Here is a 20,661-nt window from a genome sequence, read left to right on the forward strand (position 1 = left end):
CGATCTGGATTTAGCCAAGGTCGATCGACAGGATTTCCGGCCGCATCCCGAAACGCACCGGCAATATGCTGAAACCGAGCCCGCCGGAGACGATCAGATTGCGATCGTTCTCGACGACGTGGCCATAGGCGTAGCGGTTGCCGAAACGCGATGGCACGACCGGCGAATAGCCGAACAGCCGAATTTGTCCGCCATGGGTGTGGCCGGACAGGGTCAGCGAGACGCGCCACGGCACTTTCGGAAAAATATCCGGCTCGTGCGCAAGCAGGATGATGGGCGAGGTGTCGCTGACCTTGGCCAGCGTGCCGTCGAGATCGTCCAGCCCCGTGAAGCCGGCGCGGTCCCTGATCGGCAGCAGAGCGAGCTGGTCGGCGAGCCCGGCAATCCACACACCATGCCCATCCTTTTCCAGGCGCACGACATCGTTCTCCAGCACCGGAATGCCGACTTTCTCCAGGGCCTTGCGCGCTACGGTCGGGCCGGCCCCGGCGCGCTGCGCGAAGCCATCTGCCCACCAGTCATGGTTGCCGAGAATCGAGAGCACGCCGAGCGGTGCCTTGAGGTCCGAGAGGGCGGAGGCCCATTGCGACGGCGTCACCGGGCCGGTCACCAAGGGCATGCCGGCGATATAATCGCCGAGCAGGACGATGACGTCCGGCTGCAGGGCATTCGCGTCTTCGACAAGTGAGGCGATCCGCTCCGGCGTCATCCATGGCCGGCAGGCATGGATATCGGCAAGCGCGACGATGCGCAGCTTCAGGCCATCAGGCCAATGCGGCGGCGTTAGCGCATAGCGTTTCACATGCGTCAGCAGCATCGGCTCTATGCCGGCCGCATAGGCGCTGAACGCGGCAACCGACAGAACCGACCCGCCGATGAAGCGCAGGAATCCGCGTCTGGTGATCATTGCATGGCTCCGGCAAACCATCGGAGCGAGATTGCCCCGGGATGGCACCGCCACCAGAGCCGACGAATGCGCCGGCAAACCGGCGAAGCCGAGGATATTTTGCGCAGGCCGCTCACAGATCCTTCGTCGGCCCGGAACCTGCGCCTGATCGCCCGGCCGCTATTCTTCCTGGAACAGGTTGATCTGCTGCTGCGCCAGATCCTTCGGCGCGTCGAGGCCGAGATGGCGCCAGGCATTGGCCGTCAGCATCCGGCCGCGCGGCGTGCGCTGGATGAAACCCTGCTGGATCAGATAAGGCTCGATGATGTCCTCGATGGCGTCGCGCGGCTCTGACAGGCCGGCGGCGATCGTCTCGATGCCGACCGGCCCGCCGCCGAAATTGCGCGCGATCATCGACAGATACCGGCGGTCGAGCGCGTCGAGGCCGAGCGCGTCGACTTCCAGCCGGGTCAACGCTTCGTCGGCGATCTTGCGGTCGACATGGCCATCGCCGGCCACCGAGGCGAAATCGCGCACACGGCGCAACAACCGGCCGGCGATGCGTGGCGTGCCCCGCGCGCGCCGCGCGATCTCCAGCGCGCCGTCGTTGCCGAGCGGCATTTGCAGGATACGCGCGCCACGCCGCACGATCTGCTCCAGCTCCTCGACCGTGTAGAAATTGAGCCGTACCGGAATGCCGAAACGGTCGCGCAGCGGATTGGTCAGCAGGCCAAGCCGCGTGGTGGCGGCGACGAGCGTGAAGCGAGCGAGGTCGATCTTGACCGAGCGCGCCGCCGGGCCTTCGCCGATGATCAGGTCGAGCTGAAAATCCTCCATCGCCGGATAAAGGATCTCCTCCACCGCCGGGCTCAGCCGATGGATCTCGTCGATGAACAGCACGTCGCCTTCCTCGAGATTGGTCAGCAGCGCGGCAAGATCGCCGGCCTTGGCGATGACCGGACCCGAGGTCGAGCGGAAATTGACGCCGAGCTCGCGCGCCATGATCTGCGCCAGCGTCGTCTTGCCGAGACCAGGCGGCCCGACGAACAGCACATGGTCGAGCGCCTCGCTGCGGCTCTTGGCGGCCTCGATGAACACTTTGAGATTGGCCCGCGCCGCCGCCTGGCCGACGAAATCGTCGAGCGTCTGCGGCCGCAAGGTCTGCTCGGCATCCTCGCCGCGTTTTTCCGGTGCAATCAAGCGGGGCGACAGGCTCATGCCGCCTTCCTTGCACACGGCAAGGGGCTGAACAAGCGGCGGCTCACCGCGCAAGTTCCTTCAGCCCGAAGCGAATCAGCTTCGGCGCATCGGCATCCTCGCCCGCCGTCTTCAGCGCCGCCGCCACCGCATTGGCGGCCGTGTCGCGCGAATAGCCGAGATTGACCAGCGCCGAGACCGCGTCGGTGATCGGCGCGGATGCCACGCCGTCGCCGAGCTCCTGTTTCAGGCCGATGGTGCCCGAAGCGGTTCCGGCATAGGCCGGCGCCTTGTTCTTCAGTTCGGTGACGATGCGCTCGGCCACCTTCTTGCCGACGCCGGGTGCGCGAGAAACCATGGCGATGTCGCGCAGCGCAATCGCATTGGCGAGGTCGGCCGGCGCCAGCGTCGACAGGATGGCCAGCGCCACCTTGGCGCCAACGCCGGGAACATTGTTCATCAACAGCCGGAACCACTCACGCTCGAGCTGCGATTGGAAGCCGTACAGCCGCAGCATATCCTCGCGCACATAGGTCTCAATGAACAGCACTACTAACTCGCCGGGCGAAGGCAGCGCCGACAGCGTGCGCGCTGAACAATAGGCGACGTAGCCGACGCCATGGATATCGACGAGGCAATGATCCTCGTCGATCTCATCCAGCGTGCCCTTGAGCTTGCCGATCATTGGACGCAATCCCCGTTAGGGATGAGTATCGGGCGTGATGAGCTCGACATCTGGAAAGTACTTTCTGAAACCTGCGGGATCGCGAGTAAGAATGGGATAGCCTCGGATGGCAGCGTGAGCCCCAATCAAGAAGTCGGGCATCACATTCTCTCGAGGTCCGCCCAACCGCCGATAGACCGAGAACGCTCTCGACGCAGCAAAGGCCGCCTCGAACGGGAGACTTTCGCGCCGGAACTCGTCTTCAGGCAAGGCATCATCGACATCGTCTATCGCCTCATAGCGCATCGAAAACTCGGCGTAGATAATCTGATTGATGACCAGGCTGCCTTGCTCGAGGGCAGACACCATTTTGGACCACGACCACTTTGACCAGACGGGATCGCGAACGGCGATATCGACAAGCACGTTGGTGTCGACAAGCGTCGCCAAGATTAGCGATCCCGGGTCAAAGCCATGACGGCATCGGCATTCATTGTCTGATCGCCGCTGCCCTCAAGCCGATCGAGCGCAGCAAGAAAACGATCGAGTCTTTCGCGGTCGGCCAACCGCCCCTTGTCATGCTTCGGCGTGATCGTGATCTTGCCGCCCTCGATGCCGAAGATGACTTCGCTGTTGGCGCCAATCCCAAATGTCTCCCGCAGATCCCGTGGGATTGTCACTTGACCTTTGCTCGTCACACGCATGAAACACCCCTTTCTTACAAGTAAGGATTATTCCAACCCGGTGAACAAGTCAAGAACATCTCTATCCAGCGAGTGCCATCCGGTAGGCCACGCTTTGCCGGTGATGCGCGTGGCAGATGGCGATGGCGAGCGCGTCGGCGGCATGCTCGGTATCGAAAATGGCTTTCGGCAACAGCACCTTCACCATCATGTGGATCTGCTTCTTGTCGCCATGGCCGACGCCGATCACCGCTTTCTTGACTGCGTTAGGCGCATATTCGGCAACGACGAGGCCGGCACGCGCCGGCACCAGCATGGCGATGCCGCGTGCCTGACCGAGCTTCAGCGTTGCCACCGCGTCCTTGTTGACGAAGGTCTGTTCGACCGCCGCTTCGTGCGGCATGGCGGCATGCAGGACTTCGGCAAGCCCGTCATGCAGCTGGCACAGCCGCGTTGCCAGCGCGGCCTTATCGTCTGATTTCACAGTGCCGGAAGCAATGAAGCGCAGCGAATTGCCGAGGCTTTCGACGATGCCCCAGCCGGTGCGCCGAAGCCCGGGATCGATACCGATGATGCGAATCGCTTCCGCCATTTGCCGAGTTTACCTCCGGCGGACAGCGATGCCAGCGAAATGTGAACAAACCGGAAACAGAAGGCGGACCGCGGTCTAACCCCGAGCGAAAGCCGTGTTGAGCAGGCTGATCTGGTCGGAAACCGGGTTGGGGCGGCGAGCCATCGGTTGCATGTCGACCATGGCGCCGGAGCCATAGATCTCGTCGTCCATGCGGCGCACCAACGCTTGCAGGCGCAGCGAGCGGGTGACGAGGTCGAGGAAATCCTCGGGCAGTTCGGCCCAACCGGCGGCTTCGTCATGGGCGGAAGCGGTGTCGAGGCGCACCTTGGACTTTTCCGATGCCACCTGGTCACGGGTCATCTCGCCGGAATTGGCGGCGCGCTGCAAAAGCAGCCAGGAGGCAACCTGCATCAGCCTGGTGGTCAGCCGCATCGATTCGGCCGCGTAGAGCGTGGCGGCCAGCCGCGACAGCTTCTTCGCCTCGGCCCGGCCCTTGCCGTCGAGATATTCGGCGGCCTGTTCGACCAGACCCATGCCTTCCTGGTAAAGCGGCTTGAAGGATTGCGAGAAAACCCGGCGTTCCGCCAGCTTGACGGTTTTCGCACTGCCCTTCGAAGGCTCGTTCATTGATACGCCCCTGCACTTGCAACCGGCCGATTCGGCTCCCTGCCGATACACCCGGAACCCTATCTGACTGAAGCTTGAAAATGCGCTTCGTCACCGGTGAAGGCAAGCACATGTTTAACAGAAGGTTAACGGCACCCCTGTCGGGCGGCCCCGCTGGGGTGCGGACAAAAAAGAGAAATCGAGACAAAAAAAGAGCCGCGGATAAGGCGGCTCTCAGGAGTTTAACAGGGAGGCGTCAAACAAAGTGGCTCCAACCACTCGGTAAGAATCCAGATCACTGGATGAACATAGTAAACACCTGTAAAGCTTAATGAAGCCTTAACGGTGCGGATGTTTTTTGACCGAACGCCGCCATACTGTGCCGTAACAGCACAGCATCTCCTGCGTCAGGCTCGGTCAAGCGGTCTTCCAGACCGCCGGCAAGGCGATGAAGGCGAACAGCAGCATGGCTGCGTAGAAGCCCATCGAGGAGGCCGCCACCAGCGGTTCGATCGCGGCATTGCCGGCAAGCAGGAAATAGAGGCCGATCAGCAGGCCGATGCCGCTGACCGCCGTCAGCCAGAAATGAACTGTGGCGAGCGTCTTCTGCCCGATTGCCGGAAACAAATGGTAGAAGAAGGCGAAGACCGCCGACATCAGCCATCCGGCCACCATCGTGTGGGCGTGGGTCGGCATCTGGCCGTGATCCTGGCTGATCGCCATGTACAGGCCGAGCGCCATGCCGCACAGCGAATAGATGATGGCCAGCGTGAAGAAATTCCGTGCTATCCCTTGCATAATGGTCCCCCGAATTGCCTTTTCCCGCTTGCGGGAATGGGTTGATCGTCAGGCGATTGTTGTCGCCACCGGGCTCCCGGCATTGGCGCACTAATATCGGCAGCGTATCCAGACGATGTCGCGCCAACCCCCTCCCGACGATTCGTACATTAGCAGAAAATCAGATAATGCGTTCACAATCTGCGACCTCGCGCGTTGGCCGTAAGCTGAAACAGAGCCGGATTTTTCGCGACATCGTTCCGAAACAGGCGCCACGCTAAACGCCCGCTCCTCTGACGGCCGGCGCAAATCGGCGCCGCCGCAAACCTGACCGGACACTGCAGGAGCAACCCATGGACTGGTACTCGATCGTCAAATTCCTCCACGTCACTACCGCCATTCTGTGGGTCGGCGGCGGCTTCGTACTGTTCCTGCTGGGCATGCTTGCCGAGCGCGCGGGCAACATCGAGGAAAAGCTGCAGGCAATGCGCGCCAGCGGTCAGCTGGGCGGCAGGTTCTTTGCGCCGATGTCGATGCTGACGCTGATCTTCGGCCTCATCATGTGCTGGTTCTGGGTCGGCTTCTCCGATTTGTGGGTACTCATCGGCCTGGCGGGATACGCCACGACCTTTTCGATCGGCATGTTCATCTTCAAGCCGACCGGGGAGCGCATGGGCGCAATGATCGCCAAAGAGGGCGTCACGCCAGAGGTTCTTGCCATCGGCCAGCGCATGATGAGCGCGGCACGTTTCGACTATGCGGTGATGCTGGTGATCATTGCGGACATGGTGCTCAAACCGACCGTGCATGACATCGGCATCCTTGCCGGCATGGTGCTGGTCGTTATGGTCGGCGCGACACTGGCTTTTGGCGGCAACCGTCGTCTGGTGCCAAGCGCCGCCTGACCCCTAATGACGGGGCGGCTGCGCGGCGGCCTTTCTACATCAGGCCGACAATGCCATCCCACAGCAGCTTCAGCGCCACGACCGCGACGGTTGCGTAGGTAAAGGGATAGAAGGTTTCCGGCCGCATGCGGCGCACCAGCCACGCTCCGGCGATGGTCGACAGCGGCGCCAGCGGCATCAGCACCGCCGATGCCGTCAGATTGGCGGTGTCGAACTGGCCGAGCGCGAAATAGGGCACCAGCTTCAGCGCGTTGGTGGCGGCAAAGAAGATCGCTGCGGTGCCCGACAGAACTTTCGGATCGAGACGGATCGGCAAGGCATAGACCTGGAAGGGCGGACCGCCGACATGGGCAACGAAGCTGGTGAAGCCGGCGACCGTGCCCCACACGGCGGCGGCCACGCGGTTGGGCGCGGCCGCGTGATCGGCGCCGTGGCGGAACTGCAGATAGAGCCAGCGCAGGACGAAGATGATGGCGACGGCGCCAACGATCAGCCGCACCGCCTCTTCGGTCACCAGTGCCGCCGTAAGCCAGCCAAGGCCGATGCCGATGACGGCGCCCGGCATCATGTCGACCAGCATCTTGCGGTCGTAAACGCCCCACCACGTCCACACCGAGACGATGTCCATCAGGCACAGGATCGGCAGCAGGATGGCCGCCGCCTGCACCGGCGGCATGGTCAGCGCCATCAGCGGCACGCCGACGAAACCGACGGCACCGCCAAAGCCGCCCTTCGACAGGCCGACCAGAATGACCGCCGGAATGGCGGCCGCATAGAACCACGGATCGAGAAGCAGGCCTGACATGGGAGGGGACTGGTCCGGAGGGAAAGCGTGTCGACGCTTGAATAGCCCAGAATGTCGGGCGGAGCGACAGCAAATATGAGCGTGGCGGCCGCACATGCGGGCCGACGCAGGCCTGTGCCTACCGACGCGCCGAGACCAGCAGGAACATCGGCCGCTCGAGCTCTTCCGCCAGTTCGGGTTTGGCCGCGATCTGCTCTGATGTCGGACGGAACTCCTCGACATGCGCGATGGTGAAGCCGGCCTGCAGGAGAGCGTTGAGCGTGGTGCCGATCGTGCGGTGATGTTTCACGACGCCCTTGGCCAGCCAGTCCGTGCTGCGCGGTCCTTCCACCAGATACTGGTCGACAGGCCACGTCTTTCGGCCTTCGCTATCGATCACCCAGCCGGGTTTGGTCGGCGCCATGAAGATCGGATGTTCCGTCGAAAAGACGAAATGCCCGCCAGGCGCCAGGGCCCGATGCACGGTCCCGAACAGACGCGACACATCCTCGATATAGTGCAAGGCGAGCGAACTGTAGACGAGATCGAAGCTGGCTTCCGGCAGGCTGAGCCGATCGAGATCGGCCGTCTCATAGCTTATCCCTGCATTCGGGCCGGCGGCCCTTGCTCGGGCAAGCATCTTCTCCGACAGGTCCAGGCCAAGCACCTGCGCCGCCCCATGCTCGCGTGCCCAGCGGCAGAACCAGCCGAAGCCGCAGCCGAGATCGACGACCCTCAAGCCGCCGACATCGGGCAGCATCGCGCGCATTGCCGGCCACTCGGCGGCACCCTCCAGCCCTTCGACCGAACGGCCGAGTTGGCTGTAGCCTGCGAAGAAATCCTCACGGTCGTATATGTTCTGCGCCATGACAGTCTCGGTCTCATTTGGTCGGCACACTAACCAAGCGGCCACCGGCTTTCCACCCGGCTCGATCAGGAGGCATGCAAGACCTTTGCCCTATCCCGAGAAGCAGCCGCGTCGAGCGGTGGCGGCCGCCGCCGGATCGGCTGCGCCTTGATGATGGCGGTGCTTGTCTCCGCCTTGTCGGCGATACGGTCGAGAATCCCGTCGAGATCGCCGATCGAGCGTACGAACAGCCGGGCGACGAAGCAGTCATCGCCCGTTACCTTGTCGCATTCGCCGAATTCGGGGATGTCCTCGATCAGCTTCTGAACGATGTGCAGCTTGCCCGGCAGAGGCCGGATGCGCACGATCGCCTGCAAGGTATAGCCGAGCGCGAGCGGATCGATCTCGACGGTGAACGCCCGGATGACGCCGCGCTCCTCGAGTCGTCGCAGCCGCTCCGAAACGCTTGGCGACGACAGCCCGACCTGGGCGGCCAGCTCCTTCAGCGAGGTCCGCGCATCCTTGACCAGGATTTCAAGGAGATTTCGGTCGAGATCGTCCAGCATCTTTTTCCTTTTCCCGACAGCTTGGAGCTTTCTCCTAATATAATTAGGCCAATAGGCCATACACCCTTTCCAATCTGATGGAAAGCTTCGCGACCGCATGAGATTATGGCGGCTCAACCGATAAGGAGGTTTGTTGTGAACGAGACAGTACGCGGCACGGTCGAAATGTCCGCCGCAATGGCCATCCTGGGAACGATCGGATGGTTCGTCGTCCTGTCCGGCCAGCCGATCATGGATGTGGTGTTTTGGCGTTGCGCTTTCGGCGCGCTGACGCTGCTCATCATCTGCGCCGGGCTGGGGTTGCTGCGCAACAGGCTGTCGCTGCGCATCATCGGCATCGCCGCGCTCGGCGGCGTCGCCATCGTCGTCAACTGGCTTTTGCTGTTCAGCGCTTTCTCGCGCGCGTCGATCTCGATCGCCACCGCCGTCTACAACACGCAGCCCTTCATGCTGGTCGGCTTCGGCGCGCTCTTCTTCGCCGAGCGGCTGAGCCTGACCAAGCTGACCTGGCTGACCATCGCCTTCGCCGGCATGGTGCTGATCGTGCAGTCGGCTCCCGATGCCGGCCCCAATGCCGGCATGGCCGGCACGGATTATTTCACCGGCATCGTCATGGCATTGGGCGCGGCCTTCTTCTGGGCCGTCGCCGCCATCGTCACCAAGAAGCTCAAGGGCACGCCACCGCATCTGATTGCGCTGATCCAGGTCTGCGTCGGCGTCGTCATGCTGGCGCCGTTCGCCAATCTATCCCGGCTTCCAGCCGATGCCTGGAGCTGGACCATGCTGGCGACGCTCGGCATCGTCCACACCGGCCTGATGTACATCCTGATGTACGGCGCTATCCAGAAGCTGCCGACGCATCTGCAGGGATCGCTGTCGTTCATCTATCCCGTCGTCGCCATCCTGGTCGACGTCGTCGCCTTCGGCCATCGGCTGCATCTGAGCCAGGTCGTCGGCGCCACCGCCATCCTGATCGCGGCCGCCGGCATGAATCTCGGCTGGACGCTGTGGAAGGGCAAACCGCCCGTCGCGAGCCCGCACCCGATCAAGTGAAGCGGCCCGCCGGCTGCCCGGCGGATCAAACATCGCGATCCCGGCTGCCTGCCTGTTCAAGGCGGGCACTTTGCTCTATGCCGCAATCCAACCATCTTCGCCCGGCATAGGCGAAACGCGGGACCCGAAGAACCATGAATGAAGCAACGCCCCCCAATCGCTGTCGCATCGTGCTGATCGCGCCGCCCGGCGTGCCGGCGGCCCGTATTGTCGCGGCATTCGATGGTGGCGATGTCGCTTCGCTGATCCTGCCCGAGAACGGCATGGATGAAGCCTCGTTCCAGGCTTTCGCCGAACGGATTGTGCCGGCAGCGCAAGCCGCCGGCGTTGCTGTCATCATCGCCGGCGACACCCGCATAGCCGGCCGCGTCCAGGCCGACGGCATCCATGTCGAAGTCTCCAAGGCCGAACTCGCCGAGACGATCGAGCATTTCCAGGCAAAGATGATGGTCGGCACCGGAGGCGCCAAGACGCGCGACGACGCGCTCGAGCTTGGCGAGACGCGGCCAGACTACATTTTCTTCGGCCGCTTCGGCTACGACAACAAGCCCGAACCGCACCCGCGCAACCTGTCGCTCGGCGCATGGTGGGCGGACATGATCCAGATCCCTTGCATCGTCATGGCCGGATCCGACATCGCCTCGGTCGAAGCCGTGGGCGCCACCGGCGCTGAATTCGTGGCGCTGTCGAGCGCCGTGTTCGCCGACGGCACCGACCCCAGGACAGCGGTCGCCACCGCCAACGCGCTGCTCGACGAGACTGCGCCGCGTTTCGAGGACTGAAATGTCATCGGCGACGCTTCCCCTCCAGGCTCTGCTTGCGGTGCTGATGGTCCAGGCGGCGGCCGCGGAGACCATCCCCTTGCCGCAGCCCAAGCCGGAAATCGGCGTCCACACCGATAAGCCGATCGACAAGCCGTTGCCGCAGCCCGCCACCACGGCCGAGCCCGCGCCGCTGCCGTCGGCCGACGCCGTCAATCCCGACCGCTTCGGCGCAAAACCCGCCGACGCGGCCTATGGCGCCTTCCAGCGCGGCCTCTACAAGACAGCTTACAATCTGGCATTGGTCCGGGCGCAAAACGGCGATCCGGCGGCGCAGACCCTGGTGGCCGAGATCCTGTCGCGAGGTCTCGGTGTACCGGTCAATTCGGCGCAGGCGGCGAAATGGTACGCCTTGGCCGCCGAACAGGGTGTGCCGGAATCGCAGTTCCAGTATGCGCTGATGCTGCTCGACGGCCGCTATGTCAAAAAGGATGGAAAAGAGGCCTACGCCCTGATGCAGGCCGCAGCCGAAGCCGGCAACCGGCTGGCGCAATTCAATTTCGCGCAGATGCTGGTCCAGCAGGACCCCGGCGACGCCGGTATGGCCAAGGCGGTCTCCTACTATGAACGCGCCGCTGCGACCGGCCTCGCGGACGCGCAATATGCAATGTCGCAGATCTACGCCAATGGTGTCGGCGGCAAGCCACGCGACGATGCCCAGGCAAGACGCCTGCTGGCGCAGGCCGCAAGGCAGAACTACGACACCGCGCAAATCGATCTCGCCGCCTGGATGATCGAAGGCCGCGGCGGTGCGCGCGACCTGAAATCCGCCTTCGGCTGGATGAAGCAGGCGGCGGAGGGCGGCAATGTTGCCGCCCAGAACCGCCTGGCCAAGCTCTATATGCAAGGCATCGGCACCGATCCGGACCTTGTGCTTGCCGGTGCCTGGTACATCATTGCCCGCCGCGCCGGCCTCATCGATCCGCAGATGGACGACTTCCTGCAGGGGCTGGACGACGACCAGACCAAGCAGGCGCTGCAGAAGGCCAACCGACTGCCTTGACGGCGGTTCTCACGGTCATTGCAAGTGCAACCCCGGCTCCCTTGCCTGGTCGCAACCTGCCCGCTCCCTTGCCTCTTCTGGCGATTTGTGGTCTTGGGAGCCCGAAATCGCTTTCCCAGCGAACATCCCTTACCGACGGCGTGGCCGTAGGCATCATTCCGGATCATCTCATCATGGCCAAGATCAATGGCAACGAAATCCGTCCCGGCTATGTCATCGAGCATGATGGCGGCCTTTGGGTGGCGGTCAGGACCAACACCGTCAAGCCTGGCAAGGGCGGCGCCTACAATCAGGTCGAACTGAAGAACCTCATCAACGGCACCAAGCTCAACGAGCGCTTCCGCTCGGCCGAGACGGTCGAACAGATCCGGCTCGACCTGAAGGATTTTTCCTTCCTCTACGCGCAGGAAGACGCCCTGGTGTTCATGGACACCCAGAGCTACGAGCAGCTCGAATTGAACAAGGACTTCGTCGGCGATCGCGCCGCCTTCCTGCAGGACGGCATGATGGTAACGGTCCAGCTCTACGAAGAGCGGCCGATCGGCATTTCGCTGCCCGACTATGTGACGCTGACCATCACCGAGGCCGACCCGGTGGTGAAGGGCCAGACGGCGGCATCGTCCTACAAGCCGGCGATCCTGGAGAACGGCATCCGCGTCCTGGTGCCGCCCTTCATCGGCGCCGGCGAACGCATCATCGTCGACACCAACGAAATCACTTACGTGCGCCGCGCCGACTGACGCATGTCGCCCAAAAGTGGCCCGGTTCCGGGTCACCGACATGCATCGAGGCAGAATTTAAAGCGCAGCACCGGGAAAAAGCACTATGGCACGCTCAGCCCTTCTCAACGTCATGGTCCAGGCCGCAATGAAGGCCGGCCGCTCGCTGTCGCGCGACTTCGGCGAAGTGCAGAACCTGCAGGTCTCGATGAAGGGCCCCGGCGACTATGTCAGCCAGGCCGACCGCAAGGCCGAGGACATCGTCTTCGCCGAACTGTCCAAGGCACGGCCCGGCTATTCCTTCCTGATGGAGGAGCGCGGCGTGGTCGAAGGCGACGACGGCCAGCATCGCTGGATCGTCGACCCGCTCGACGGCACCACCAATTTCCTGCACGGCATTCCGCTCTTTGCCGTTTCGATCGCGCTGGAGCGCCAGGGCCAGATCGTTGCCGGCGTCATCTACAATCCGGCGATGGACGAACTCTACACCTGCGAACGCGGCGGCGGCGCCTTCATGAACGACCGCCGCTTGCGCGTCGCCGGCCGCATCAAGCTGGTCGACACGGTCATCGGCTGCGGCATGCCGCATCTCGGCCGCGGCCACCACGGCAATTTCCTCGTCGAGCTGCGCAACGTCATGGCCGAGGTTTCCGGCGTCCGCCGCCTCGGCTCCGCATCGCTCGATCTCGCCTATGTCGCTGCCGGCCGCATGGATGGCTTCTGGGAAACCGGCCTGTCTGCCTGGGACATCGCCGCCGGGCTGCTTTTGATCCGCGAGGCGGGCGGCTTCGTCTCCGACATGGATGGCGGCCAGGACATGCTCGACAACGGTTCGGTCGTCGCCGGCAACGAGATCATCCAGCGCGCTTTGCTCAAGGTCGTGAAGAAGCCGCTCTCCTCTCGTTGACAGCCACGGCGCTGATACGCCGCAGTCGCAAAACCGCAACGGAAGCTTGAAATACTGGCCGGCATGCGCCCAGATTGGAGGGCGCGGCGCAGGAACCCGGCTTAGTGAGAGACAACGAACCCTACCCCGATATCCCCTTCATCGGACGCTGGCACTATTCGCGTGCCGAGATGATCGCCGACGGTATCGTCCACGCGGTCGGCATCGTGCTGGCGATATCTGCCGGTTCCGCGCTGCTGGCGCTGGCGGCGTTTCGTGTCGGTCCCGGCGAATACATCGCCGCCGCCTTCTACGTGGTTTCGCTGCTCACCGTGCTCTCGGTGTCGATGACCTACAATCTGTGGCCGGTCTCGTCGCCGGCAAAATGGGTGTTGCGGCGTTTCGACCACGCCGCGATCTATCTGCTGATCGCCGCGACCTATACGCCTTTCCTGGCGCAGCTCGAAGGCTCGCCGCTGGCGCGCTGGATGATCGTGCTGGTCTGGACCGCGGCAGCGCTGGGCATTGCCATCAAGGTGTTCTTTCCCGGCCGTTTCGACCGGCTGGCGATCGGCTTCTATCTCGCCATTGGCTGGAGCGGCATCATCCTGGTCAAGCCGCTTGTCCAGACGCTGCCGACGACATCGATAGCGCTGATCGTTGCCGGCGGCATCGTCTACTCCTGCGGCGTCATCTTCTTCGCCTGGAAGGGGCTGCGCTTCCACAATGCGCTGTGGCACGGTTTCGTCGTCACCGGCGCCAGCCTGCATCTGGCCGCCATGGTCGACTGTCTGGTCATCAATCGCCTCTGACACTATCGACGCGGCAATATTGCCAAGCGCCATTCAATTTGGTCACAATTCCGTTTAGAGTCGCGGTTTACGTGATCGGCGGCGGCATCGGAAACGGGGCACGGATGGCTTTTCTCAGATCCTTCGGCATGGGCAGACGTTCTGATGTCCTGATCTACGACCCGCATAAATTATCGAGCCCGCAGGTCTTTCTGCTGACCATGGTGATATTCCTGGTCATCGTCGCCTTCATCGCCGCCATCCTCACCCGACAGATCTCAACCGCCTTTGGCAGCAATCCCGGCCTCAATGGCCTGATCGTCGGCGTGCTGGTGGTCGGCATCCTTTTGGCCTTCGCCCAGGTTGGGCGACTGTTTCGCGAAGTGCGCTGGGTCAACTCCTTCCGTGCCGGCTCGGAGACGACCGAACCGGTGCTGCTGGCGCCGATGAAGGCGATGATCGGCCGTTCCTCGGCGATGGCCTTCTCGACCAGTTCGATGCGCACCATGCTCGATTCCATCGCCACGCGCCTCGACGAAAGCCGCGACACCTCGCGCTATCTCGTCGGCCTGCTGGTGTTCCTCGGCCTGCTCGGCACCTTCTGGGGACTGTTGAACACCATCGGCTCGATCCGCGAAACCATCGAATCGCTCGATCCCGGCACCGGTGACGCCGCCGCGGTGCTCGATTCCCTGAAGCAGGGGCTTTCGGCGCCGCTGGCCGGCATGGGCACCGCCTTCTCGTCCTCGCTGTTCGGCCTCTCCGGCTCGCTGGTGCTCGGCTTCCTCGACCTGCAGGCCGGCCGCGCCCAGACGCGCTTCTACACCGAACTGGAAAACTGGCTTTCCTCGGTCACCGACCTGTCGTCGGACATCGTCGTCGCCGACCCGGCCAAAACCGAATCCTCCGACGAGATCCGGGTGCTGTCGGAACGGCTGCGCTCGATGCAGGAGAATGGCGGCGGCTCCAACCCGCGCGTCGCCACCGCCATGGCCAATCTCGCCGACGGCATTTCCGGCCTGGTCAAGAATATGCGCTCGGAACAGCAGATCATGCGCGACTGGGTCGAGGCCCAGTCCGACGAGCAGAAGGCGATGCGCAACACGCTGGAAAAGATCGCCGATGCCCTGAAGAAGCCCGGAGTGCACTGACGTGGCACTCGCCAGGGGCCGGCGCACCGATCGCCGCATCGACTACTGGCCGGGCTTCGTCGACGCGCTGTCGACGCTGCTTTTGGCGATCATGTTCCTGCTCACGGTCTTCGTGCTGGCGCAGTTCCTGCTGGGACGCGAAATCTCCGGCAAGGATACGGCGCTCTCGCGCCTCAACTCGCAGATCAACGAACTGACCCAACTGCTGGCGCTGGAGCGCTCGACGGCGCAGGACAAGGATGATTCCCTGGCCAATCTGCAGGCGTCGCTGTCGGCCGCGCAAGCGGAAAAGAGCCGGCTCGAACAGTTGCTGGCGCAAGGTGCCGGTGCCGGCGACGCCGCCAATCAGCGTGCAGCAGCGCTCGGCGGCGAACTCGACAGCCAGCGCCAGATCAGCCAGCAGGCGCTGAGCCAGGTCGAGATCCTCAACCAGCAGATCGCGGCACTGCGCAAGCAGATCGGCGCGCTCGAGGATGCGCTCAACGTCTCCGAAATCCGCGACCGCGATTCCAACACCAAGATCGCCGATCTCGGCCGCCGCCTCAACGTCGCGCTGGCGCAGCGCGTACAGGAGTTGAACCGCTACCGCTCCGACTTCTTCGGCCGTTTGCGCGAAATCCTCGCCGACCGCGAGAACATCCGCATCGTCGGCGACCGCTTCGTCTTCCAGTCGGAAGTGCTGTTCCCGACGGGCTCCGAGGTGATCAACGATGCCGGCAAGGTCGAGATGAAGAAACTCGCCGACGCCATCATCGAGTTGCAGAAGGAAATCCCGCCCGAGATCAATTGGGTGCTGCGCGTCGACGGCCATACCGACAACAAGCCGCTCTCCGGCACCGGCCGCTACCGCGACAATTGGGAACTGTCGACGGCGCGTTCGACCTCGGTGGTGAAATTTCTGATCGAGAACGGCGTGCCGGCCAACCGCCTGGTCGCGGCAGGCTTCGGTGAGTTCCAGCCCCTCGATCCCGCCGACACCGAAGAGGCGCGCAACAAGAACCGCCGTATTGAACTGAAGCTCACCGAACGTTGATCCAAAATCACGCGAACTTGTTCGCCGGCTCAACCCTAGGGCGCAGATGGAGACCGGCAAGGCCTGAAAAGATTATCTTTTTTTAATTACACATTGTCGCAGGGCGGTCCTAGCCTGCCGCCCGGGCCGAGAACCGCCGGCGATGAATCCCCCTCATCGCGACGCGACGGAACCGGACGGCCCAAGGCTGGAAGGCAGGCGGACAACCGCCGCCTCCCTCTACAAGAGGAGACGCGTGATGCGCTCTTTCACTCCCAAGACCTCGCTTAGAACTGCAACACTCACGGCGCTCCTCATCGCCGTTCCGCTTGCCGGCGCCTATGCCGCGGGCCATCACAAGGGCGCTCTCGACGCGACCGATCCAACCGATATGACTGGCCCGCGTGTCGAGGCGCTTATCCAACAGGTGCAGGGCGTCCGGCAGGGCATCGTGGACGCAAGACAGGCCAACAACATCACCCCGGCTGTGGCGGAACGCCTGGAAATGCGCACGGCCCACATCAGTCAGGCGGCAGAGAAAGTCGCCGCCTCCGATCACGGCAGGATACCGGCCGCGCAATACCATGAGCTGCTGCGCCGTCTCGACAATGTCGACCAGCGGCTGATGATCGACACCGGCAGCGGCTTCATGATCGGCGACGGCGCCGACGGCGGCAATTACCCGAACGGCTGAGGCCATAGCGCCCGAAACGGTCCAAGAGGAAGGAACCGCCTGGCGCCTTCGAAAGCGATCCCGCGGGCGCCCTTTTTTACCAGCCGAGCCACACCACGATCAGGGCGATCACCGCCGGCACGGTCTGGATGAACAGGATCTTGCGCCCGACCGTTGCCGCGCCATAGAGGCCGGCAATGGCCACGCAAGCCAGAAAGAAGACCTTGACCTGGAAACCGGCCGCACCAAGGTATAGCCCCCAGATCAGCCCGGCGGCGAGGAACCCGTTATAGAGTCCCTGATTGGCCGCGAGCACTTTCGAGGCACTGGCGAATTCCGGGGTCAGGTTGAAAGCCTTGTGCCCGCGCGGCGTGTCCCACAGCACCATCTCCAGATAGACGATGTAGGCATGGATCAAGGCCACCAGCCCGACCAGGATGTTGCCGATCATTTTTCCCCCCTTGATGTGTTGCCGGCAGCATTTCATGCGCGGCCTCGCCTGCGCAAGGTGCATTTGCCGGACGGCATCCGAGGGTTGCCAACGCTTTTGCGTTGGTGTCTTTTCGCGCCGTCCCAATCACGGAAGTCGCCATGTCCTTTCAGAAACTCGACGACCTCGGTCACAAGCTCGAAGCGCTCGAGCATGCGCTGGCCATCCTCGGTGCCGATGAGGCCACGCACATGGCCGTCGGCGGCGGCGAGAAGCGTGCCGAGGCGATGTCGGCACTGGCCGGCATGTATCACACCAGGGCAACGGCGCCGGAGATAGCAGACTGGATCGCAGCGGCCGAACAGGAAGCGCTGGGGGAGGAGCAGCGCGCCGCCGTCTCGGAACTGCGGCGGCAATACACCAACCTGACCTGCCTGCCGGTCGAATTCGTCGAACGCCAGACGACCGCGCGCATGCGTTGCGAGCAGCTGTGGCGCGGCCTGCGCGCCAAGAACGACTGGGCAGGCTTCCAGCCGGCGCTGGAGGGCGTCGTGGCGCTGGTGCGCGAGGAGGCGGCGCTGCGTGCCGATGTGCTCGGCCTGGCCCCCTATGACGCGCTGATGGAGCAGTACGACCCCGGCAACCGCACCGCCGACATCACGCCTGTGTTCAGCGACCTGAAGGCTTTTCTGAAAAGTTTCGTGCCGGAGGCGCTGGCGATCCAGGACGCACGGCAGCGCAAGCGCCCGCTGAAGCCGCTTTCGGGCACCTATGCGATCGATCGGCAGCGCGAGCTCGGCCTTGCCATGATGGCGGCAGTCGGCTTCGACCTGACGCATGGGTCGCTGTCGGTGTCGCACCACCCTTTCTGCGGCGGCGTGCCGAGCGACGTGCGTATCACCACCCGCTACAAGACGTCCGACTTCCTGTCGGCGCTGATGGGCGTGCTGCACGAGACCGGCCATGCGCTCTACGAACAGAACCTGCCCAAGGCATGGTCGCACTGGCCGCTCGGCAAAGCGCGCGGCATGGCCGTGCATGAAAGCCAGAGCCTGTTCGTCGAGAAGCAGCTAGGCCGCAACCCGGCCTTCTGGCGCTGGGCGCTGCCAGTGGTTGAAAAGCATCTCGGCGAAGCCTGGTCGCTCGACGACATCCTGCCGCACGTGCATCGCGTCGGACGCGGCCTGATCCGAGTCGATGCCGACGAGGTGACCTATCCCCTGCATGTCATCCTGCGCTACGAACTGGAACAGGAACTCGTCTCGGGCCGGCTGGAGGTGGCCGATCTGCCCGAAGCCTGGGACGCCAAGATGCGCGACTACCTCGGCCTTTCCACCATCGACAACCCAGCCGACGGGCCAATGCAGGACGTGCATTGGCCAGGGGCAGCTTTCGGCTACTTCCCCTCCTACACGCTGGGCGCGATGATGGCGGCACAGCAATGGGCGGCGCTGACGCGGGAGCATCCTGCCGCCGACGAGGATCTCGCCAAAGGCAATTTCGAGGCGATCAACGACTGGCGCCGCCAAAAAATCTGGTCACAGGGGTCACGCTGGTCGACGCCGGACCTGCTCGAACGCGCCACCGGCGAAAAGCTCAACGCCACCTATTTCGTGAACCATCTGAAACAGCGCTATGGAGCCGCATAGCGGCTGTCGCCACAGCGGCAGATCTGCCTACTCCGCCGCGCCCCTGAAAGCACTGGCGCCGGTTTCGAACTGCAGCTTGGCCAGCCGTGCATAGATGCCGCCCTTGGCGACAAGGCTTTGATGCGTGCCTTCCTCGACGATCGAGCCCCCATCCATGACCAGGATCCTGTCGGCCTTCAGCACCGTTGCCAGGCGGTGGGCGATGACGATCGTGGTGCGGCCCTGCATCAGCCGTTCCAATGCCGTCTGCACCAGCGTTTCGCTTTCGGCGTCGAGTGCCGAGGTGGCCTCGTCGAGCAACAGGATCGGCGCGTCGCGCAAGATGGCACGGGCGATCGCAACCCGCTGGCGCTGACCGCCTGACAGCGTCACGCCGCGCTCGCCGACTTGGCTGTCATAGCCTTTTTCCAGCTTGAGGATGAATTCATCGGCAAGTGCATCCTTCGCCGCCGTCTCGATTTCGGTCTTGCTGGCTCCCGGCCGGCCGAAACCGATATTGTCACGCGCGCTTGCCGCGAAAATGGTGACGTCCTGCGGCACGATGGCGATGCGCTGGCGGACCGAAACGGGATCGGCCTCGCGCACATCGACGCCGTCGATCAGGATCTTGCCTGTTTCAGGATCGTAAAAACGCAGGATCAGCGAAAACACCGTGCTCTTGCCGGCCCCTGACGGCCCGACGATCGCCACCGTCTCGCCCGGCATGACCTGAAAGCTTAAGCCGTGCACGGCGGCGCGGTCGGGCCTTGCCGGGTAGGAGAAGGAGATATTGTCGAAGACGATCGCGCCCTTGGCGACGGCCGGCAGCGGCTTCGGATCGGCGGGAGCCTGGATCGCCGGCTTCTCGGCCAGGATCTCGGTCAGCCGTTCGGCAGCACCCGCCGCTTGCGCAAGTTCGCCCCACACTTCCGACAGCGCGCCCAGCGCGCCGGCGGCGAACACCGAATAGAGCAGGAACTGGCCGAGCGTGCCTGGCGATATCGAGCCTTCGAGCACGTCGCGCGAGCCGAACCACAGCACCGCCACGACGGACGAGAAGATGGTGAAAATGGCGAAGAAGGTAAGGAAGGAGCGCGCGAAGATCGAGGAGCGTGCCGCCTCGAAAGCAGCTTCCACCGCAGCCGAGAAATGCCCGGTGACCAGCTTCTCATTGGTGAAGGCCTGCAGCGTGCGCACCGCGCCGATCTGCTCGCTGGCATAGGCGGTGGCATCGGCCAGCGTATCCTGCGCCTGGCGTGATTTGCGCCGCACCGAACGGCCGAAGGCGACCAGCGGCAGGACGATCACGGGTATTGCCGCGATGACCAGGCCGGACAGTTTCGGGCTGGTGATGACCATCATCCCCACCGCGCCAAGGCCGAGGATGACATTGCGCAGCGCCACCGAGGCCGTCGCTCCGACCGCCGACTTGACCTGCGTCGTGTCGGCGGCAAGCCGCGACACGATCTCGCCCGACTGGGCGGTGTCGAAGAAGGCAGGCGACAGCGTCGTCACGTGGGCAAACACATCGCGCCTAATATCGGCGACGACGCGCTCGCCCAGCGTGATGACGAAATAGTAGCGGCCGGCCGATGCTGCCGCCAGCAGGGCGGCCATAGCCACCAGCGCTGCGAAATATTCGGCAATGAAGGTCGTGCTGGACGACGAGAAGCCATGATCGATCATGCGACGCACCGCCAGCGGCAGCGCCAGCGTGGTTGCCGCCGCGATAACCAGCGAGATAATGGCGCCGACGACCAGCGTGCGGTAGTGCGTGATGTAGGGGAACAGGCGCCTGAGCGGCTTGAGCGAACGCCGGCGCTCGTCTGCGCTGGTGATTTGCGCCATCCCGATGTTTCCTCCAGCCGTCCTTGGGGTCTGCGCCTCAATATGCGCTTGCCGCGGCCTTGTGATTCAATTCCGGCTGATGTATAGGCTCGCCGACCGTTTTAGAAGCCGTGGCTCCTCAATAGCTGCGGCTTCGAGTTTTAAAAAGGGGCGCATC

General features: G+C 63.6%; 24 protein-coding genes. 11 read left to right on the forward strand and 13 right to left on the reverse strand.

All coding sequences use genetic code 11. The features are described from left to right. Window positions 1-10: 10 nt before the first annotated feature. The 8 genes from A4R29_RS27040 to A4R29_RS27075 form a co-directional block, all read right to left on the reverse strand. Window positions 11-907, reverse strand: a complete 897-nt coding sequence (locus A4R29_RS27040) for a metallophosphoesterase (protein ID WP_063173247.1) — start codon at window positions 905-907, stop codon at window positions 11-13. Between the two features lie 159 nt (window positions 908-1,066). Beyond that, window positions 1,067-2,104 carry a Holliday junction branch migration DNA helicase RuvB gene (gene ruvB / locus A4R29_RS27045; RefSeq protein WP_013529141.1) on the reverse strand — a complete coding sequence of 346 codons (1,038 nt, stop codon included), beginning with the start codon at window positions 2,102-2,104 and terminating at the stop codon, window positions 1,067-1,069. A gap of 43 nt (window positions 2,105-2,147) precedes the next feature. Next, window positions 2,148-2,768 (reverse strand): Holliday junction branch migration protein RuvA, encoded by a 621-nt coding sequence (gene ruvA, locus A4R29_RS27050; RefSeq protein WP_063173248.1) that lies wholly within the window; start codon window positions 2,766-2,768, stop codon window positions 2,148-2,150. A 15-nt stretch (window positions 2,769-2,783) separates the two neighbouring features. Beyond that, window positions 2,784-3,197 (reverse strand): type II toxin-antitoxin system VapC family toxin, encoded by a 414-nt coding sequence (locus tag A4R29_RS27055; RefSeq protein ID WP_063173249.1) that lies wholly within the window; start codon window positions 3,195-3,197, stop codon window positions 2,784-2,786. A gap of 2 nt (window positions 3,198-3,199) precedes the next feature. Further along, window positions 3,200-3,451, reverse strand: a complete 252-nt coding sequence (locus tag A4R29_RS27060) for an AbrB/MazE/SpoVT family DNA-binding domain-containing protein (protein ID WP_013529138.1) — start codon at window positions 3,449-3,451, stop codon at window positions 3,200-3,202. Window positions 3,452-3,512: 61 nt separating this feature from the next. Then, a complete protein-coding gene (gene ruvC / locus A4R29_RS27065; RefSeq protein ID WP_024502921.1) occupies window positions 3,513-4,022 on the reverse strand; it encodes a crossover junction endodeoxyribonuclease RuvC in 510 nt (169 codons plus the stop codon). A 75-nt stretch (window positions 4,023-4,097) separates the two neighbouring features. After that, window positions 4,098-4,631, reverse strand: a complete 534-nt coding sequence (gene rcdA / locus A4R29_RS27070; protein ID WP_013529136.1) for a protease adaptor protein RcdA — start codon at window positions 4,629-4,631, stop codon at window positions 4,098-4,100. A 396-nt stretch (window positions 4,632-5,027) separates the two neighbouring features. Next, window positions 5,028-5,408, reverse strand: coding sequence for a hypothetical protein (locus A4R29_RS27075; protein WP_013529135.1), 381 nt, complete (start codon window positions 5,406-5,408; stop codon window positions 5,028-5,030). 332 nt (window positions 5,409-5,740) lie between these two features. Between A4R29_RS27075 and A4R29_RS27080 the strand changes: the two genes are divergently transcribed. Further along, a complete protein-coding gene (locus A4R29_RS27080) occupies window positions 5,741-6,292 on the forward strand; it encodes a DUF2269 family protein (protein WP_063173250.1) in 552 nt (183 codons plus the stop codon). A 34-nt stretch (window positions 6,293-6,326) separates the two neighbouring features. Here the strand turns inward: A4R29_RS27080 and A4R29_RS27085 are convergent, their stop codons facing one another. From A4R29_RS27085 to A4R29_RS27095, 3 genes are all read right to left on the reverse strand, one after another. Next, the gene (locus A4R29_RS27085; protein WP_013529133.1) at window positions 6,327-7,097 is read right to left on the reverse strand and encodes a sulfite exporter TauE/SafE family protein; all 771 of its coding nucleotides are present in this window, start codon (window positions 7,095-7,097) and stop codon (window positions 6,327-6,329) included. Between the two features lie 118 nt (window positions 7,098-7,215). Then, window positions 7,216-7,944: a class I SAM-dependent methyltransferase gene (locus A4R29_RS27090; RefSeq protein ID WP_063173251.1), complete on the reverse strand. Its 729-nt coding sequence runs from the start codon at window positions 7,942-7,944 to the stop codon at window positions 7,216-7,218. A gap of 65 nt (window positions 7,945-8,009) precedes the next feature. Beyond that, entirely contained in the window at window positions 8,010-8,489 is a 480-nt protein-coding gene (locus A4R29_RS27095; RefSeq protein WP_013529131.1) for an Lrp/AsnC family transcriptional regulator, read from the reverse strand. A 135-nt stretch (window positions 8,490-8,624) separates the two neighbouring features. On the opposite strand from A4R29_RS27095, the gene A4R29_RS27100 reads away from it, so the two are divergent. The 9 genes from A4R29_RS27100 (at window position 8,625) to A4R29_RS27140 (ending at window position 16,619) form a co-directional block, all read left to right on the forward strand. Beyond that, the gene (locus tag A4R29_RS27100; RefSeq protein WP_027162529.1) at window positions 8,625-9,542 is read left to right on the forward strand and encodes a DMT family transporter; all 918 of its coding nucleotides are present in this window, start codon (window positions 8,625-8,627) and stop codon (window positions 9,540-9,542) included. 134 nt (window positions 9,543-9,676) lie between these two features. Further along, entirely contained in the window at window positions 9,677-10,324 is a 648-nt protein-coding gene (locus A4R29_RS27105) for a thiamine phosphate synthase (RefSeq protein ID WP_024502915.1), read from the forward strand. A gap of 1 nt (window position 10,325) precedes the next feature. After that, window positions 10,326-11,366, forward strand: coding sequence for a tetratricopeptide repeat protein (locus A4R29_RS27110; RefSeq protein WP_013529128.1), 1,041 nt, complete (start codon window positions 10,326-10,328; stop codon window positions 11,364-11,366). Between the two features lie 173 nt (window positions 11,367-11,539). Next, window positions 11,540-12,106, forward strand: a complete 567-nt coding sequence (gene efp / locus A4R29_RS27115; RefSeq protein ID WP_013529127.1) for an elongation factor P — start codon at window positions 11,540-11,542, stop codon at window positions 12,104-12,106. Window positions 12,107-12,191: 85 nt separating this feature from the next. Continuing rightward, complete coding sequence (locus tag A4R29_RS27120; protein WP_013529126.1) at window positions 12,192-12,992, forward strand: inositol monophosphatase family protein; 801 nt, start codon at window positions 12,192-12,194, stop codon at window positions 12,990-12,992. A 104-nt stretch (window positions 12,993-13,096) separates the two neighbouring features. Then, a complete protein-coding gene (gene trhA, locus A4R29_RS27125) occupies window positions 13,097-13,783 on the forward strand; it encodes a PAQR family membrane homeostasis protein TrhA (protein WP_027162532.1) in 687 nt (228 codons plus the stop codon). A gap of 104 nt (window positions 13,784-13,887) precedes the next feature. Continuing rightward, complete coding sequence (locus tag A4R29_RS27130) at window positions 13,888-14,913, forward strand: MotA/TolQ/ExbB proton channel family protein (RefSeq protein WP_013529124.1); 1,026 nt, start codon at window positions 13,888-13,890, stop codon at window positions 14,911-14,913. Window position 14,914: 1 nt separating this feature from the next. Next, window positions 14,915-15,946: a peptidoglycan -binding protein gene (locus A4R29_RS27135; RefSeq protein WP_063173252.1), complete on the forward strand. Its 1,032-nt coding sequence runs from the start codon at window positions 14,915-14,917 to the stop codon at window positions 15,944-15,946. Between the two features lie 238 nt (window positions 15,947-16,184). After that, entirely contained in the window at window positions 16,185-16,619 is a 435-nt protein-coding gene (locus tag A4R29_RS27140; RefSeq protein ID WP_013529122.1) for a hypothetical protein, read from the forward strand. Between the two features lie 76 nt (window positions 16,620-16,695). Here the strand turns inward: A4R29_RS27140 and A4R29_RS27145 are convergent, their stop codons facing one another. Continuing rightward, entirely contained in the window at window positions 16,696-17,049 is a 354-nt protein-coding gene (locus A4R29_RS27145; RefSeq protein WP_063173253.1) for a DUF1304 domain-containing protein, read from the reverse strand. Between the two features lie 140 nt (window positions 17,050-17,189). Here A4R29_RS27145 and A4R29_RS27150 point away from each other — a divergent pair, with 140 nt between their 5' ends. Then, window positions 17,190-18,677 carry a carboxypeptidase M32 gene (locus tag A4R29_RS27150; RefSeq protein ID WP_063173254.1) on the forward strand — a complete coding sequence of 496 codons (1,488 nt, stop codon included), beginning with the start codon at window positions 17,190-17,192 and terminating at the stop codon, window positions 18,675-18,677. A 27-nt stretch (window positions 18,678-18,704) separates the two neighbouring features. On the opposite strand, the gene A4R29_RS27155 is transcribed toward A4R29_RS27150, so the two are convergent. Beyond that, a complete protein-coding gene (locus A4R29_RS27155) occupies window positions 18,705-20,504 on the reverse strand; it encodes an ABC transporter transmembrane domain-containing protein (protein ID WP_027162537.1) in 1,800 nt (599 codons plus the stop codon). Window positions 20,505-20,661 lie beyond the last annotated feature (157 nt).

It is taken from the genome of Mesorhizobium ciceri biovar biserrulae (assembly GCF_001618845.1).
GTDB lineage: Bacteria > Pseudomonadota > Alphaproteobacteria > Rhizobiales > Rhizobiaceae > Mesorhizobium > Mesorhizobium ciceri.